The organism is Geoalkalibacter subterraneus (assembly GCF_000827125.1).
In the GTDB taxonomy this organism is placed as follows: domain Bacteria; phylum Desulfobacterota; class Desulfuromonadia; order Desulfuromonadales; family Geoalkalibacteraceae; genus Geoalkalibacter_A; species Geoalkalibacter_A subterraneus.
Window position 1 is genome coordinate 3,252,657 of sequence record NZ_CP010311.1, and the last position, 16,645, is coordinate 3,269,301.

At 51.2% G+C, this 16,645-nt stretch carries 14 protein-coding genes and 1 pseudogene; 1 reads left to right on the top strand and 14 read right to left on the bottom strand.

Annotated features, from left to right (window positions below):
- Nucleotides 1-365 precede the first annotated feature (365 nt).
- The 8 genes from GSUB_RS15250 to GSUB_RS15285 form a co-directional block, all read right to left on the bottom strand.
- Nucleotides 366-1,046, bottom strand: a complete 681-nt coding sequence (locus tag GSUB_RS15250; protein WP_040199265.1) for an ISAs1 family transposase — start codon at nucleotides 1,044-1,046, stop codon at nucleotides 366-368.
- A gap of 41 nt (nucleotides 1,047-1,087) precedes the next feature.
- Nucleotides 1,088-2,089 carry a Druantia anti-phage system protein DruA gene (locus GSUB_RS18250; RefSeq protein WP_052464442.1) on the bottom strand — a complete coding sequence of 334 codons (1,002 nt, stop codon included), beginning with the start codon at nucleotides 2,087-2,089 and terminating at the stop codon, nucleotides 1,088-1,090.
- Nucleotides 2,090-2,299: 210 nt separating this feature from the next.
- A complete protein-coding gene (locus tag GSUB_RS15260) occupies nucleotides 2,300-2,980 on the bottom strand; it encodes an ISAs1 family transposase (RefSeq protein WP_040199265.1) in 681 nt (226 codons plus the stop codon).
- Nucleotides 2,981-3,021: 41 nt separating this feature from the next.
- Nucleotides 3,022-4,023, bottom strand: a complete 1,002-nt coding sequence (locus GSUB_RS18255) for a Druantia anti-phage system protein DruA (RefSeq protein WP_052464442.1) — start codon at nucleotides 4,021-4,023, stop codon at nucleotides 3,022-3,024.
- Between the two features lie 465 nt (nucleotides 4,024-4,488).
- Entirely contained in the window at nucleotides 4,489-6,183 is a 1,695-nt protein-coding gene (locus GSUB_RS15270; protein ID WP_040201013.1) for a transposase, read from the bottom strand.
- A 613-nt stretch (nucleotides 6,184-6,796) separates the two neighbouring features.
- Entirely contained in the window at nucleotides 6,797-7,903 is a 1,107-nt protein-coding gene (locus GSUB_RS15275; RefSeq protein WP_040201574.1) for a transposase, read from the bottom strand.
- Nucleotides 7,904-8,504: 601 nt separating this feature from the next.
- On the bottom strand, nucleotides 8,505-8,777 hold the full coding sequence (locus GSUB_RS15280) for a type II toxin-antitoxin system RelE family toxin (RefSeq protein WP_235269848.1): 273 nt from the start codon (nucleotides 8,775-8,777) through the stop codon (nucleotides 8,505-8,507).
- Between the two features lie 4 nt (nucleotides 8,778-8,781).
- A complete protein-coding gene (locus tag GSUB_RS15285; RefSeq protein ID WP_040201575.1) occupies nucleotides 8,782-9,009 on the bottom strand; it encodes a ribbon-helix-helix domain-containing protein in 228 nt (75 codons plus the stop codon).
- A gap of 325 nt (nucleotides 9,010-9,334) precedes the next feature.
- Here GSUB_RS15285 and GSUB_RS15290 point away from each other — a divergent pair.
- Nucleotides 9,335-9,613: pseudogene (locus GSUB_RS15290) on the top strand (transposase); the annotation flags it as partial.
- Nucleotides 9,614-9,788: 175 nt separating this feature from the next.
- Here the strand turns inward: GSUB_RS15290 and GSUB_RS18785 are convergent.
- Genes GSUB_RS18785 through GSUB_RS15320 form a run of 6 tightly spaced genes read right to left on the bottom strand, consistent with a single transcriptional unit; the run spans nucleotide 9,789 to nucleotide 16,623 of the window.
- A complete protein-coding gene (locus tag GSUB_RS18785) occupies nucleotides 9,789-11,015 on the bottom strand; it encodes a glycosyltransferase family 4 protein (RefSeq protein ID WP_040201581.1) in 1,227 nt (408 codons plus the stop codon).
- A 60-nt stretch (nucleotides 11,016-11,075) separates the two neighbouring features.
- Nucleotides 11,076-12,140, bottom strand: coding sequence for a non-hydrolyzing UDP-N-acetylglucosamine 2-epimerase (gene wecB, locus GSUB_RS15300; protein ID WP_040201583.1), 1,065 nt, complete (start codon nucleotides 12,138-12,140; stop codon nucleotides 11,076-11,078).
- A 5-nt stretch (nucleotides 12,141-12,145) separates the two neighbouring features.
- The gene (locus tag GSUB_RS15305) at nucleotides 12,146-13,255 is read right to left on the bottom strand and encodes a glycosyltransferase family 4 protein (protein ID WP_084212156.1); all 1,110 of its coding nucleotides are present in this window, start codon (nucleotides 13,253-13,255) and stop codon (nucleotides 12,146-12,148) included.
- Nucleotides 13,252-14,181, bottom strand: coding sequence for a D-glucuronyl C5-epimerase family protein (locus tag GSUB_RS15310; RefSeq protein ID WP_040201584.1), 930 nt, complete (start codon nucleotides 14,179-14,181; stop codon nucleotides 13,252-13,254). The genes GSUB_RS15305 and GSUB_RS15310 overlap by 4 nt, the downstream gene beginning before the upstream one ends.
- On the bottom strand, nucleotides 14,159-15,292 hold the full coding sequence (locus GSUB_RS15315; protein WP_040201585.1) for a glycosyltransferase: 1,134 nt from the start codon (nucleotides 15,290-15,292) through the stop codon (nucleotides 14,159-14,161). Before GSUB_RS15315 ends, GSUB_RS15310 begins: the two co-directional genes overlap by 23 nt.
- Entirely contained in the window at nucleotides 15,289-16,623 is a 1,335-nt protein-coding gene (locus tag GSUB_RS15320) for a hypothetical protein (RefSeq protein ID WP_200890156.1), read from the bottom strand. The genes GSUB_RS15315 and GSUB_RS15320 overlap by 4 nt, the downstream gene beginning before the upstream one ends.
- Between the last annotated feature and the right edge of the window lie 22 nt (nucleotides 16,624-16,645).

Here is a 16,645-nt window from a genome sequence, read left to right on the forward strand (position 1 = left end):
GCATGTCGCACCTCCTTTTCACAAGTGTGTCACTAGTGCGGCATGAGGTCAATTGAAGATTGAAGGGGTGATCTCATCAGCCATTGCGAGTCCTTACCAGGCTGAAGGCTGAGGGCTGAAGGGAACCCCAGGTTCAAAATGTCTGCCCCCCATGGCGGCCACCAAACCCAAAGACGACACATGAAAATGCGAGTCGCACCTTTGACCTTCGCGCCCCTCGTCCCGAGTTTCGCGCCTCTCTGTCATCCCCCCGGAAAGTAAACGAGTAAACAACGTCCCCTGGGTCTTCCTATCGCGGACTCAAAATATAGGATGTCGCACAATGAAGCAAGTCCTTACAGGCTTTCTGGCAAGGCAAATTTGTTCTAATTGCATCCAGCAGCCGAGCGCCTGCTCCTTGTATTATCGGTCATTCGCAGGTAGTCGAAGACGGCGCGGGGGTTCATGGCGAGCATCCTCATTTTCTGCGCAACGCTGCCGACGCTTTTTGATTTAATCAGACCGACCGCGAAGCGTCGGAGCCGGGTGATGTTTTCCGGCCCATGGCCGGTGCGTATCCGGCTTCGGTCTTCGTCGTAATTCCAGTCAATGATGTAGTGGCAGCTGTTTTCTATGCACCAGTGGTTGCGATTAGTCTTGAGGATGCGCTGGGCGTCGGCCTGCTGCGGTGTGTGGCTGGTGATTCCGTAAACGGTTTCGGTTGAGACTTTCCCGCTCTTTTTGTTGACCCTTTCGCGTTCGACCATGAAAGCCTGACCGACGTGAGGAAAGTCGAGATAGTCGTTGAGCTCGGCGGTGACCCAGATCCTCCGCGTCTCGATCCGGCCATGGTCGGAGTCGACGGTGACAGCGTGAGGTTCTTGGCGGCCATGAAAATACAGGGTGAGGTCTTCGAGAAGCCGGGGCTGATTGCCTTTGACGGTGAAATGGTAATGGGCCTGCCTGTCTTCGACCAGGTAGCGGGCCAATCGGCGTTGCGTCAATAGGGCGTCGGCGCTGATGGTCTTGCCTTCGATGCTGATCGCCTCGAGCAAGGGGATGGCCATTTTGATTTCGTTCGTTTGCTTGACCTCGTCGCTGCCATCGTCTATCGGCAGGAGGCCGACTTTTTTTGGGTGTGGCAGGTTTTGGTCTCGTGGCCGATCGCGCTCATGATATGCGTCTTGCGGCCTTGCTCGTCGGTGGCGTTGCACATGGTCTTGCCGTCAATGGCGAGGCTTTCATCCGCGCCTGCGTAAGCCTCGTTCCAACGTTGAAAGCTGCGGTCGAGATGATCCGGATCGACCCTGATGAGGATATCGCGGATGATGTATTCGCTCGGGACAAGGTACTGCCCTTGTTTTTTACGGCATCCGAAGCGCTCGCGCGCCTTGGGGCCAAGACTTTTGGCCCAATCGGAAATCGCCTTGTACCCGCGCATCCCGCAAAGCGTCGCCCCGGCGGCAATGGCCAAAACGGTGGACAGCCGGTGGCGTTTCCCTGCGGCGCGGCGCGGGTCGGGGATGTCGGTGAAAAACTCTGGCAAGGATCGCATTTGATTGGCTGTCAACAACATTTTCACGTCTCCTGGACAATAGGGCGCCCCAAGCAGGGGGCGGGACAAGAGCGATTGGGCATTGGACTGCAGCGCACGAACAAACACCATCTTCGGGGACTGTGCGAGGTTGCTATAACCTTGACGGGTTCGGCGAAATCCCTTGGTCTGACCCAGGCATAGCCAATTGGCCGCCTTGTAAACCGTGCCTTGATAGCGCTGCGGATCGACAAAGGTCTCCATCAGCACAAGCGGATGGCCAAAGCGCTCCAGCCAGTCGCGCTGGATTCTTTGTTCGCACAGCGCCAAGACGCGCGAGCCCAGATTGGGCAAATGCCACTGCGGCAGGATCAGAAAACGGCTATTGTTGGCAACCAGCTTCAAGCGGTCATATTGGCGCCGATGATCCCAGCCAATCCACTGGTCGCGAACGGCGCACTTCAAGGCCGCAGCGGAAAAGCTCAGCAAAGCGACCCACTGCTGGCGCAATATGGCAACGTACCAGAGGGTTTCGCCGATCTTGGGCAGATCTCCCAGATAATGATGCGCTTGCATTGTCTCCCGATATCGGTCCTCCTCGAGGGCTGAAACGGGTCGTACATGGATTTCTTTCAGATTCACGACAGGGTCTCCAAGGGCAAAGGACGAACCCTTTATACCCCATCGGAGAACAAATGACCAGAACTTTATGCTGGGGCAAGGCTTAGAGCGTGTTCCCGGGAGGGAACAAATTCGCCCTGGCCCTGATTGCAAGGCAAATTTGTTCTAATTGCATCCAGCAGCCGAGCGCCTGCTCCTTGTATTATCGGTCATTCGCAGGTAGTCGAAGACGGCGCGGGGGTTCATGGCGAGCATCCTCATTTTCTGCGCAACGCTGCCGACGCTTTTTGATTTAATCAGACCGACCGCGAAGCGTCGGAGCCGGGTGATGTTTTCCGGCCCATGGCCGGTGCGTATCCGGCTTCGGTCTTCGTCGTAATTCCAGTCAATGATGTAGTGGCAGCTGTTTTCTATGCACCAGTGGTTGCGATTAGTCTTGAGGATGCGCTGGGCGTCGGCCTGCTGCGGTGTGTGGCTGGTGATTCCGTAAACGGTTTCGGTTGAGACTTTCCCGCTCTTTTTGTTGACCCTTTCGCGTTCGACCATGAAAGCCTGACCGACGTGAGGAAAGTCGAGATAGTCGTTGAGCTCGGCGGTGACCCAGATCCTCCGCGTCTCGATCCGGCCATGGTCGGAGTCGACGGTGACAGCGTGAGGTTCTTGGCGGCCATGAAAATACAGGGTGAGGTCTTCGAGAAGCCGGGGCTGATTGCCTTTGACGGTGAAATGGTAATGGGCCTGCCTGTCTTCGACCAGGTAGCGGGCCAATCGGCGTTGCGTCAATAGGGCGTCGGCGCTGATGGTCTTGCCTTCGATGCTGATCGCCTCGAGCAAGGGGATGGCCATTTTGATTTCGTTCGTTTGCTTGACCTCGTCGCTGCCATCGTCTATCGGCAGGAGGCCGACTTTTTTTGGGTGTGGCAGGTTTTGGTCTCGTGGCCGATCGCGCTCATGATATGCGTCTTGCGGCCTTGCTCGTCGGTGGCGTTGCACATGGTCTTGCCGTCGATGGCGAGGCTTTCATCCGCGCCTGCGTAAGCCTCGTTCCAACGTTGAAAGCTGCGGTCGAGATGATCCGGATCGACCCTGATGAGGATATCGCGGATGATGTATTCGCTCGGGACAAGGTACTGCCCTTGTTTTTTACGGCATCCGAAGCGCTCGCGCGCCTTGGGGCCAAGACTTTTGGCCCAATCGGAAATCGCCTTGTACCCGCGCATCCCGCAAAGCGTCGCCCCGGCGGCAATGGCCAAAACGGTGGACAGCCGGTGGCGTTTCCCTGCGGCGCGGCGCGGGTCGGGGATGTCGGTGAAAAACTCTGGCAAGGATCGCATTTGATTGGCTGTCAACAACATTTTCACGTCTCCTGGACAATAGGGCGCCCCAAGCAGGGGGCGGGACAAGAGCGATTGGGCATTGGACTGCAGCGCACGAACAAACACCATCTTCGGGGACTGTGCGAGGTTGCTATAACCTTGACGGGTTCGGCGAAATCCCTTGGTCTGACCCAGGCATAGCCAATTGGCCGCCTTGTAAACCGTGCCTTGATAGCGCTGCGGATCGACAAAGGTCTCCATCAGCACAAGCGGATGGCCAAAGCGCTCCAGCCAGTCGCGCTGGATTCTTTGTTCGCACAGCGCCAAGACGCGCGAGCCCAGATTGGGCAAATGCCACTGCGGCAGGATCAAAAAACGGCTATTGTTGGCAACCAGCTTCAAGCGGTCATATTGGCGCCGATGATCCCAGCCAATCCACTGGTCGCGAACGGCGCACTTCAAGGCCGCAGCGGAAAAGCTCAGCAAAGCGACCCACTGCTGGCGCAATATGGCAACGTACCAGAGGGTTTCGCCGATCTTGGGCAGATCTCCCAGATAATGATGCGCTTGCATTGTCTCCCGATATCGGTCCTCCTCGAGGGCTGAAACGGGTCGTACATGGATTTCTTTCAGATTCACGACAGGGTCTCCAAGGGCAAAGGACGAACCCTTTATACCCCATCGGAGAACAAATGACCAGAACTTTATGCTGGGGCAAGGCTTAGAGCGTGTTCCCGGGAGGGAACAAATTCGCCCTGGGCTTTCTGGATATTCGACAAACCGAGTGAGCCGGAACAGCCACGGCCCGAATCACACCATTTGACAGCGTTGTGTGGGCTTGAGCAGGGCACACCCCGGACAAAGTAGGGTTGTATCGATCCGGAATATCGGAGGGAGCTTGGAGGCGCCGGCTGGCCTGGCTTGCGAAATGCAACGGGCGGCGCCTTGCGGCTGTCTGCGTGGGGGCACTGAGACGATCGAGCCAAAAAGGGAATGCAGGGATGGGGCGATGGAAGTGGGGTGGCTGGCGGATTGGGACTATTCCTTAATCGCCCCGTACTTGCGCAGGATATCCGTTGTGGTTATGCTCTCCGGCACTCCTCGCGGTCTGACCACCGTTCTGCCGCAGAGAATGACGAGCTCATAGACCTCGAAGATGGCATAGCGCCCCTCGTCGAAGACAATGACCTTGTTGCCGTTGTCTTGACGGACCTGCTGCCGGTACTTGCGGATGCCGGTTTGCTCCCCGGCGCGCTCTTTTTTGTCCTGCTGCTCCAGCCAGGTGCGAAACGCCGTGGAGAGCGCCATGGTGAGCAGGGTGAGGTAGACATGAGCCCGAAACGCCCTGGCGGTATTCTTTGCCGGCCGCTCGATGAACCATGCCTGCTTCGCCTCCCGGAACAGGGCGTTCTCCATCTCGCTTCTGCGGTCGTAGCGATCGTAGGCACAAAGCGGCTTGGCGACCGCAGCGTTGGTGAGAATCACCATGGTGTCGCAACCGGGGTTGTTTCGGCAGTAGGGATCATCCACGACCACCACCGCGTTGATCGGATTGGCCGAGAAGTTTGCGGCATGTTCGTGGGAGCCGCTGCCGTGCTCGCCATAGAAGCCGGCCGAGGTGAGTCCGTCGATCCCGACCGCCTCCCAGCGATCGACCACGCTGGTCTTGTTCTTGCCGTGCCCGACCGAGCGGGTCTTCTGCCGGCTCTGGCGGACCCCGTTTGCAGCGCAGGCCAGGGCATCGGCATAGACCGCCATGTTCTTCTTGGCCGGGACATAGAAGTGGATCCCCTGCTGGTGCAGCCACCACCAGAAGGCGCCATCGGTAAACCCCCGGTCAAAGGCCAGCGACGACAAGGTGGCCTGCCCGCCGAGATTGCTCAGAGCCTGGGCGACCACCTCCCGGGCCAGGGTCACATCGGCGGTCTCGATGGTGGCAAAGCGCAGGGCCAGCGGCAAGCCGCTGACCGGCTCCCAGATCACCCAGATCTTGAACCCGAAGACCCGTTCCAGCACCTTCTTGATGCGCCCCTTGCGCAGGCGCAGCGTCGGCGGCTTCTCCTTGGAGACCATGCCGCAGCCCTCACAGCGCTGAGTCGACTGGATTTCCGAAGCATCGAGTGTCGCATGCACGGTCTTGGGAAAGAACGAACGAGCGGCCAGCACCGCCACCACCGTGTTGAAGAGCCTCTCCAGCGCGGAAGCCGCAATCGCTTGGATGTAGGTGGCAATCGAATCGGCGCAGACCGGGCCACGGATCGGGCTGCCCGGCTCGCTCTGTCCGGAGCCGTCCGGGCTATCGGCAGCCTCCGGGGAGGTCTCGGCGGTGGGCTTTTTACGCCCCCGCAGGCTCGTCCCCTCCAGAATCTCCCGGCCGTTGAACCCCACCAGGCGCATCAATGCCTGCGAGTGCAGAACCACCGGTTCGATGTGCCAATAGAACGCCAGGCCCGCGACGATGCGCATCAGATAGATGAGGATGACCGCAGGAAAGCGGACGGTCGTCGGGCGGCTGGAGACTTTCGGGTCAAGCTCCAGCAGGCGAGGCATGACCCCGATCTCTTCGAGGAAATAGAAGAACTCGTCGAAGAAGCCGGCGTCACTGAGGTGATAAACCTCCGGCACGTCCTTACCCGCCGCCAGATCCAGGGCAATGCCGGCCTGGTCTTTGGCGGCGGTCTGAAAGGAGAGTCGACGGGCGATATTTCTGGAAGCACGGTCGTGTAGGTTCATGGTTGGAACGCTAGCAGAAAATGGCGCGAAAAGCAAATCGGCAACATGCGTAAGTGGTTGTTTTTAAAAGATAAAACTGCTTCGAAATTCATGATCTGAGCGGTTTTTGGGCGAAACGCGCGAGGGGGATCGTGCGAGGCATCCAGGAGGGCCTACAGGGGAGCCCGGGGGTCGAGAAGGGCAATCCTGAAGGGCGCGGCGAAGAAGGCAAATTTTCGAAAAATGGCCCCTTCCCGGCCCGGTGTTGGATTTTTTTTTTGGATTCTGGTTGTCCGCTTACTCAAACGTGGATTAGGCAGACCGGGATAAGGCGTCAGCCGCCCCAGGCATGCTACGAGGTTTGCTGCTGGGTCGGGTTGCCGGAAACGCTTCGCTTATTCCGGCCTAAATTCCTGGAGCCGTGTAAATAACCAGTTTGGATTTTGTGTGCCGCTCTGGTTGAGCCAGTCCAGGGGCGGGCGAGTTTATCGAATATCCAGAGGCTTTTCCGACGGATCAGGAGGCGCCAAGATTCAGCGCATCATACTACGGCGTGCATGGGCAACAACAAGTGACCGATGGTGGGGGGAGAGCACGACGAAACGTTCCCGCGTAGGACACCACGAACAAACAGCTATGCAACGCGGCCGAACACAGATCGGGCTTGCCCGACACCACGCAGATACCGGCACTGTCGCTGCTCGGCCAGCGCGGTCAGATGTTGCGCAGTCCCCACGGCACTACCGAAACCGCTCAGAAATTGATCGGCGGTTGCGAAAAAGGTGTCAAAATCAATGTTCAGGCGCGAGAGGATGGCAGGAGTGGTTTCGGGGATAAAACCGCGCTTGGCGGGATGGACGGCGCGTCCGAGCGCATCGACTAACTCCAGGTAGTCAGGCAAAGTAAAGGGAATGGCGCCGTCAACCTGGACCGACGGAGAAAAATCCAGCAACGGGGCCGGCTCAAGCTGGCGCAGTTCGCTTTCGGGACGGACGTGCTCTTGTCTGCGGCGCAGATCGGCGGCGGCTTTACGGACCTGCGCCGCAGGCGGCGTTCTTTTTTCCGCGGGGGAGGCCTCTTCTTCTGCCGTTTTAGGAAAAAGATCGGCAATGCGCCGGCGCACGGAGGTATGAGCGCTTTCTTCGGGCGTTTGCGCAAGTCCTGCGCGCACAGGGTTGAGATCGACATACGCCATGGCGGTCAGCAAGGCTTGATCGTCAAGCAGCGCTTGACTTTTGAAGCGCCCCTCCCAAAACCGACCAGTCACCCCGTCTTCAGCATTGGCCATGCGGGCAATGGTCTCATTGAGCACCCGCATAAACCAGGACAGGTCGTGAAGACGCTTGCGATAGGTCTCGGCCAGCGCAGCGATGTTTGACAACTCTGTAGCGCTGAGGGTGTCGCGCTCAGTGCCCAAATATTTCTGAACCAGCCCAGGCCCGGAAAATATTCGAGTCCACCGCGCTAGAACCTCCTCATCGCCCCACCCCGCTGCGCGCTCGGCATCGATGCGCACAACAATATGGTAGTGATTGCTCATAACGGCGTAGGCCGCCACATCGATGGCGAAAATCGAGGAGAGTTCGCAAATGCGGCTCTCGATCCAGCCGCGGCGATGTTCAAAGTTCTTTCCAGAGGAATAATCTTCCCCACACAGGTACGCACGGCGCACACAACGCGAGACAACGTGGTACCACGGCGTGTCGGAGAGGCTCACAAGGTTTGATCGGGGCATTGTCATGAAAAGAACCCTACTTGGGAGTGTCAATCTTTAAGTGGGTGTCCTATAGAGTCGCATAGGGGGAGTGTCAATCTTTAAGTGGGTGTCATTTAGAGTCGCCATTAAAATCTTTAAGTGGGTGTCCTATAGATCCGCTGAATAACACTGGCCAGACAGTGGACCGAAGATTTGGACAACCTGTTTAATGCCTTAAAGGGTGAGCCTCATTCACCCCGGGAAGTAAACGAGTAAACAACGTCCCCAGGGTCTTCGTTGTCATGAAAAGAACCCTACTTGAGTTTAGGGGGAGTGTCAATCTTTAAGTGGGTGTCCTTTCAATCTTTACAAGGGAACGTATCCGCGCCCTGAGGTCATCATCAATCTTTATAGAGGTCGCCATGATTCTCTCCCTTATCAAGAAGTAATACCTTTTGATAAGGTAACATTATCCTCGACTTGAGTCGATCGCTATTCTCAAATTGAAGCTCGCCCCCACATAGCTTTCAACTCTTCCCCTCCACCACCCTCCTCAACCCCTCATCCACACTCACCGGCCACCCCAGAACCTCGCGCGCCTTGGAAATATCCACCGAGCAAACAACGTCCCTTGGATCTTCTCTAATCACTGGCGCTTTTCCATCAAAGGATAGACTTCCTTGCGGTGGCAGATGCCGAGGATAAGAATTTCGTCTCCCTCAACTTTGAACACGATCCGGTAATCCCCAACCCTGAGCTCCCAGTAGCCCCTAAGGGTTTTTCGCAGGGGTTCGCCATACTCCTGTGGAGCCACCATGAGGCGGGCCTCAACAGCCTTCCTTATGCGCTGGCGTATATCACCATTCAGCTTGGGAATATCGCGGGCCTTCACCTGGGGGTGGTAAACAACCGAAAACACACCCCTACCCCCAAACCTCGTCATGGCTCAGTGCTTCGCTGGGGTCGAAATCTTTTTCCCGCTCCGCAGCGAACTCTGCCAGCGCCCTGTCCTCACGCAGCTCGAGCGCTTCTTTCACCAGGTCGCGCATCAACATGGACATGGATACCCCTTCGTTTTCAGCCAGGTCATGAAGAGCGTTATAAACAGGTTTTTCCAAAACGACGTTGACTCTCGGATTTTTCGCGGGCATGTCGCACCTCCTTTTCACAAGTGTGTCACTAGTGCGGCATGAGGTCAATTGAAGATTGAAGGGGTGATCTCATCAGCCATTGCGAGTCCTTACCAGGCTGAAGGCTGAGGGCTGAAGGGAACCCCAGGTTCAAAATGTCTGCCCCCCATGGCGGCCACCAAACCCAAAGACGACACATGAAAATGCGAGTCGCACCTTTGACCTTCGCGCCCCTCGTCCCGAGTTTCGCGCCTCTCTGTCATCCCCCCGGAAAGTAAACGAGTAAACAACGTCCCCTGGGTCGTCCCGGAAAGTAAACGAGTAAACAACGTCCCCGGGGTCTGACAAATTTATGGATGACTGGTGCAAGCGAACCATGCGCTCGCGGATCGATCCGATGAAGAAGGTCGCCCGGATGCTGCGCTCTCACCGGGGCCTGATTCTCAACTATTTCCGGGCCAAAGAGCAGATTGCCTTGGGTGCCGTGGAGGGTCTCAACAACAAGGCGAAAGTGACCACGAAAAAAGCCTACGGTTTCAAAAGCTTTGAAGTCATAAAACTTGCGCTATATCATACACTTGGTGACCTGCCTGAACCTGTGGTCACCCATAGATTCTGCGGGTGAACCAATAAACGATTCAGCAAGGAAGGATCAAGGTCTGCCAAGGTTGTATGAGAGAGGCAATCGTCATAGGAAACAGACAGTGACTGCTGCTGCAGATCCACGATCTCTTCCAGAGCCATGACGTGGTTGCTGTTATGCACCCTTCTATAATAGCGATTTTTGTATCAAACAGGCTTTACCGGGACATCACCTTTTCTAGAAAGCGTTCAGCCAGAATTCTATAGTCGCGGTTTTCAAGGATCCATCTATGTCCTTTTTGCCCCATCGATTCTCGTTCATCAACCGATAGCTCCTTCATCTTTTTTATGCACTTGCACAAACTTTCTGGATCTTCGGCGTTACAATTGTAGCCAGCACCGCTCTCGCTGACTATTTCACCTGGAGCCTCAATAGCCGATATCACGGTCTTACCAGCCAGCAAATAATCATTTATTTTTGTTGGACTTACACCAAAACGAAAGAGAGGTTGTTTTTGTAAGCCGACATATGCCACATCTAACAAATCAAGAAACCCCTGAACTTGTTCCTTAGCTACAGAATCAAAAAAAAGAACCTGTTCTTTTAAATCTTTCTTATCTACATACATCTGTAAGTTCTTTTTTTCTGCCCCATCTCCAAGCAAAGCAACACAAATATCTGAATCTGCACATTGCTCAAGAGCTTTTACCAAAGTATGTAGTGAATTGGCTAAACCTATACGACCACAGTAACCTACTATAAACTTACCGTCTTTTTTCTTAGCTTCCAGGATACGTTTAATTTTACCATCCAAGTCAATTTTTGTTTTTGCTTCACCTAAATCCACACCATTAGGGATAAAAACGAACTTATCTGGCGCCATGCCATGTTGCAACATATAAGATTTTGCTCCGGGAAGAACACTGACAATTTTATCAGAATGACGGTATGCGTAATCTTCAGAGAATTGCATCATCCTAATAAATGGATTCCTAGCAGATGTCCCACCTAGCTCAATAAGTGTTAATGGCCAAAGATCACGAATTTCAAAGACCAGTCTGGCCGAGCTTTTTTTTGCCAAAGATTGAGAAGGAAAAATGCTGAAGGGATGGTGGCTGGAAGAAATAACAAGATCTAACTTTCCAAGCTTCTTACGTAAAAAAGGGGAATATGAGGCAATGGTAAAAGCGATAATATTAAGCACACGGCCTACGCGGCCAGCAGCGTTATACCTAGGAACCTTAAGCCATATATAACGGATTCCATCAATTCTTTCTTCACTTATTTGGCTATCCGGTTGTTGAAATCGCGTGTGAGCATAAGAGGCCGCAACAACCGTTACTTGGTGGCCCAACCGCACCCATTCGCGAGCCAGGTAATAATGACCGTAGACCATGCCGTGACGGGGCGATCCGGCAAAGTGCGCAATAAATACAATATTCATCAAATTCCTACTTGAAAGTTCATAATATGATCGAAAAGAAACCATAGATGAAAAGAATTATTACGAAAAAGCAAGCACTTCAACAATCTTATCAGCCGCTTTACCGCCCCCATAGAGTTCTTGGGTGTCCTGCACCTCACGGCCAAAGTTGGTTTTTACAGCCTCGATTATTTTTCGACTATCCGCCCCAACCAATTGGTTTGCGCCAATCGCCACCAATTCAACCCATTCGGTTTGATCACGCATGGTGACGCAGGGCTTTCCGAAGAAAAAGGCCTCTTTTTGAACCCCACCACTATCGGTGAGTACCAATTGGCAATGGTCCAGCAACCAGACCATTTCAAAATATCCGACAGGATCGATCAAATGCGCCTTCAGTTCCAGACCATGTTGAGCAATGAGTTTACGGGTACGTGGGTGCAGCGGCAAAACCACCGGCACCAGAGTCCCGTGAATCTGATTCAACGCAGCCACAATGGCAGCCAGGCGCTCGGGGTAGTCGGTGTTTTCGGCACGGTGAAGAGTAGCCAGAACAAATCTTTCGGGCAAATCCCCCGCAGGCGGTTCGGCCTTTTCTGTAAATAGCAGTGCTGAGTCCTGCATCACATCGCCCACCTGCAATACCTGAACGGGTTTGTTGGCAAAGCCTTCATTGTTCAGGTTCTGTACCGCGGCATCTGTTGGGCAGAAAAGCAGATCGCTGACCTGATCGGTGAGGATACGGTTGATCTCTTCAGGCATTTGCATGTTAAAGCTGCGTAGCCCCGCCTCGACGTGGGCAACAGGGACATGCAGCTTGGCCGCTGCCAGTGCTCCGGCCAGGGTTGAGTTGGTATCACCGTATACCAGCACTCGATCCGGCTTGTGCGCCAGCAAGGCCTTTTCAATCTCTTTCAGCATACGGCCGGTCATTTCACCGTGCCTGCCACCGTGAATATCCAGTTGGAAATCAGGGCGTGGAATATTCAACTGATTAAAGAAAATATCCGACATATTGGCATCAAAATGCTGGCCGGTGTGTAGCAGAATTTCTTCTAAACCATCGGTTTGCTGGATAGCCCGAGACACCACGCTGGCCTTGATAAACTGCGGCCGCGCTCCGATGACGGTTAGTATTTTTTTCACTATCCCTATCCCTTCAAAATTTGTTGGTAAAAATCCAAAAGTTTTTTCTCTTCAGCCTGCCAGTTGTATTTGTCTTCTATCGCGCGTCGGCCATTTTCTCCCATTTTCCGCGCTTCTTCTGGGTGCATTACCAGATAATCAATGGCCTCGGCTATAGATTTGGCATCAAGGGGGTCAACCAACAACCCACATTGATTACCTTCGATAATCTGACGCCATAAAGGAAAATCAGAAGCAATGACAGGAATTCCTGCACTCATGTACTCAAACATTTTATTAGGCTGAGCATCGAGGTGATTTGGCAATGGATGAAAAGTGACAACCCCGGCAACCGAACGCGATAAAACATCTCGCACACCGGCACGATTGACAAAACCATGGGCTTTTACCCTTTTCCAGCCAGGAGAATTTTTGACAGCATCCTCAGTGGTGGGGTTACCAAACTGACCACAAAGGTTCAGGGTGAAATCTGATTGCACCAACCCCATGGCATCGACCACCTCATGTATTCCTCGAATCTTTGCAATTCCTCCGACATAACACACTTCCGGTTGCTTATCGTCCCAAGAGGTCTGGCTCTCAAGTTCAGGCAACAGAGGAAAGTTGTTGATATCAACGGTTACAGGATTTATAGGCAAAAACTTGTCACGAATAAATGGTGTCGCGGCAATAATGCCATCCAGCTTGCGAGAGGTCCACTTTTCATATATGGCATAAATCTTTGAAATGATTTTAAGAGCTGTTTTATTCAGGTAGTGCTTACTCAACAGTTGCCGCGGAACATCCTCGTGCGAATCGAAGATCACCTTTTTACCTGCGTGTTTCAGTTTTATACCTATGGGAATCAACTCAGGGTCGTGCAAATGATAAAGATCGGCATTAAGCTCCAATGCTTTTTTATAGACACGCGCAGGTGCATTGCGGATACGATCCAGTCGACCCTTAGAGGCGCCAACATCATAAAAATGCACGCCATCACATGCTTCATCACCATTACCATCGGCTACCACCAAGGAAACGGTAAAACCTTGGTCAGCCAGCGACGTGCACTCTTTCAAAAAAATACGCGTGTCATAGCGGCTGTGAACAGAAGTTAGGTGAACAATATGGATCATCGTTGCGCTCTATTTTTTAAACGGAAATAGGCTTTCCCTGCAAAGGCAAACAGGCGTGTCCAAAGGTTCCCAAGGCCTTTCTCCCAAGCGTTGATAGTCTTTTCAATTTCAGGATCATTTACCCGCGCATTCAGCCACTTTAGCTGAGTTATTTGTAAGTTGTGATAGGAAGGCGTACAGAAATTGAGACCCTTTGCTTTTATCCTATCTTCATATAACGACCACCGTCCATGACACCAAATATCTATGTTTGTACAAACAGACAAAGATAGTTGGCGAAACAGGTCTTTATGTCGTTTGCTCTCAGTTATCTCAGCATACTCACCTAACCCAATTAAGGCATATAGAAATCCATTCAGCACATGAGTTGGATTTCTGGAGGGATACTCTTCTACGAAGAGTGAACCATCAGGCAGAAGAGACTGCACACCACCAGATCCAATACGAACAAAGAGAGGCTCCAATGAGAGCTTTGCATGTTTTAGATACTTTTCATCCCCTGTAATTTTATATGCTCTGATAAGGACACTAGCCGCCTCACCTTGCGCCATACTGGATATCCAAGGCGCTTTCAGATCAGACCAATCAAAGTGATACTCATAACGGGCATCCTCTATACCTAAAAACCAATCTGCGCATTTTAGGAAAATTTCGAAGCAGCTATCATAATTGTACAATGCATAACAATTAAAGTTGGCCAACGCGTAGGCTGCGATTCGGGTTGGATTATATTGCTTACCTACAGATTGATATAAACGATATGGCACACCATCTTTATCCTGAGGATGGTAATAAAAGCTTTCATCTTCTAATGTAAATCCCAAATCCAACGGATAAGGATAACCATTTCCAATACTAAGTTGAGAAAAGTCGTTTGTTGAAAAAAGATATTTCAATATATCTTTATATACTTTTGTGTAGAGCACTATAGATTCCTTTTAAAACTTTCTCCTGCTCTTCCCAGCAATATTTTTTTCGGGCGGCGAAAACATTCTGCTGAATGGCTGTGTAATTTTGTTTTAGAGAGGCCTCAACGGCTTTCCTAAAGCCTTCCACTGTGTTTTCTTGCGCAACAATGCCCACGCCCTCTGTTTCTACCAAACGCTTCATCTCAAACAGATTGGAGGTTAATACAGGCAAACCTGCCATCAAATATTCAAATATCTTATTAGGCGAACAATAACGATGATTTAGGCAAGTATCTTCATAAAACAAAATCCCATAATCAGCCGAACTAGTATAATTCAAGAGCACATCAGGGCTAACTGCAGGATAGAAAAAAATAGTATTGTGCTGTTCTGTTTTTTTTTGAATTAGGTTTTCAAGCGGTCCATAGCCCATGCACACTAATACGTTTTTATCCGATTCAAAACCTGAAAAGGATTCCAGCAACAGTTCAATGCCACGGCCACCTTTTAGACCACCTTGATATAAAAATATCACCTGGTCCGACCGGATACCTAAAGTATCTCTAAAAATATTATTTTTTGGCTGTTCATAATAAGCGGGACAATTCAATACCAACCCCGGCTTAAATATTTTATAAAGTTTGACATACTCATTAGCAATAGAATTGCTTACTGTGGTGATTTTTGCTGTGAAAGGAATAAAAAGGCGCTCCATCACTTTTTTTACAAATTTTTCAAAGCCGCTAAGGCCATCCATTTCAGTTTCATACTCATGACAGTCATAGACAATTTTTACATTTTTGTTCAAGATTTTTATCAGAACACCAATAGGTAGTGCATTAAGGTCATTGCAATGGACGATATCAACATTCCTATATCTCCATACTGCTCGAAACACGAATTCAACATATTTTAAAATCTGAATTGGCCTCCACTTGGGCCAAGGGCGCGAAATCAACTTAAGGCGGTGGGTTTTAACACCTTGAATAGAATCATGCTCTGACAGCCCAATATTATGCATTGCGACTACAGTAGGGTCATATCCAAAATGTAAAAGAGATTTGGATATCTTCAGGACTCGACTGTCATTGGTGAAGTCATTCAAAACAACGTTAGCAATTTTTTTCATTTACTAAATCCAAAAGGCTTAGATATAAAACCAAAGGTAAACCAAAGAACAGCCCAAGAGACACCTGTTGCCAGATTTGCAAAAAAAAGAATGTATAAGAAGATAAAGATCGAATAAAGCGCAATCATGCTTGACTGATAACCATATAAACACCCACCACTAACCCGACTACTTTCATGGCATAACTGCATCAGGACACTGGCGAACAGGGCTAATACAATTGTCAATCCAACCAAACCCAAGTTCGCCATTACATAGGGAAAGAAGCTATGCAGGGTGCGGCCAGAATCACCAGTTGTGAGGTAGGCCACGTTGATATTCCCTAGAAAAGGCGAATAACTCATCTGATTCGCGCCGGTTTCTAACAAAATTTCTATACGGCTGAGCAAGGAAGTGTTGCTGCCCGAACCGAAACCCAATAAACGCAAACTGGTAAGATCAAAGCCTGTTGCCCTAATGATAAGCACCAAGTGCGCAACAAAAAGGGCGAGCGCCACAACAGGCATTAGAGTGAGCTGCTTAACCAAGCGCTTCGACCAAGGTAGTGCTAACCTTTGCTTAAGATAGTTAAGCCAGATTGTCTTTTTGGGCAATATAAGGTTCATCACCAATGTGATGAGATACACACCCAGAATCACCGCTGTCGCGCTATTTGAGCCAAAGAGCTGGGATGAGACCAAAGCCATGAATGTTGATAAGGTGTAAACCCCAAGCCAAAAAAAGCAACTGGCAATGCGAACAACCTGCCCAATGCGCTTCAAAACCAGTTGAAGGTAAATAAAAGAGAAGATGATGCACAATATGGATAAAAAATTACCAGATCTTTGGTAGGAACCATCCACATCCAGCAGATAGAAGAGGTGCGGGTGCAAGCGTTGTGAAAAATTATAAAGTACCCACACCATCAAAGAGGCAAAAAGCATTATCACAAACTTGACAGCAAATAGTCTGTTACTGGGGGTCAAAATACTCTGGTAGCTCAAACCTAAAAAAGCACCTAATAGGTAAAACAGTAGCATACCACCGGTTGTTGCTATGGTGATTTGCTTTAGGTACTCCATATCACCCAGATCAATGATAATTCGGATCGCTACCCAAACTATCAACAGCAGGAACAGCATCAAGTGAAATCGAATATAGAGTTTTTTCTTTAGCCATATACACAAAAAAAGCAAGCTGGACAACCCGACATAAGCAGCCAACAAAGGCAAAGCGGTTCCAATTTCGCCCACATTGACAATATTAACATTCAGATAAACAAACAAGGCGAGTAATTGGAAACTTGCAAGCAGCAAAAGCGGTTTTGGGTATTTAATCCTTCCAATCTGCACGGTTCATTCATCCAATTTACGG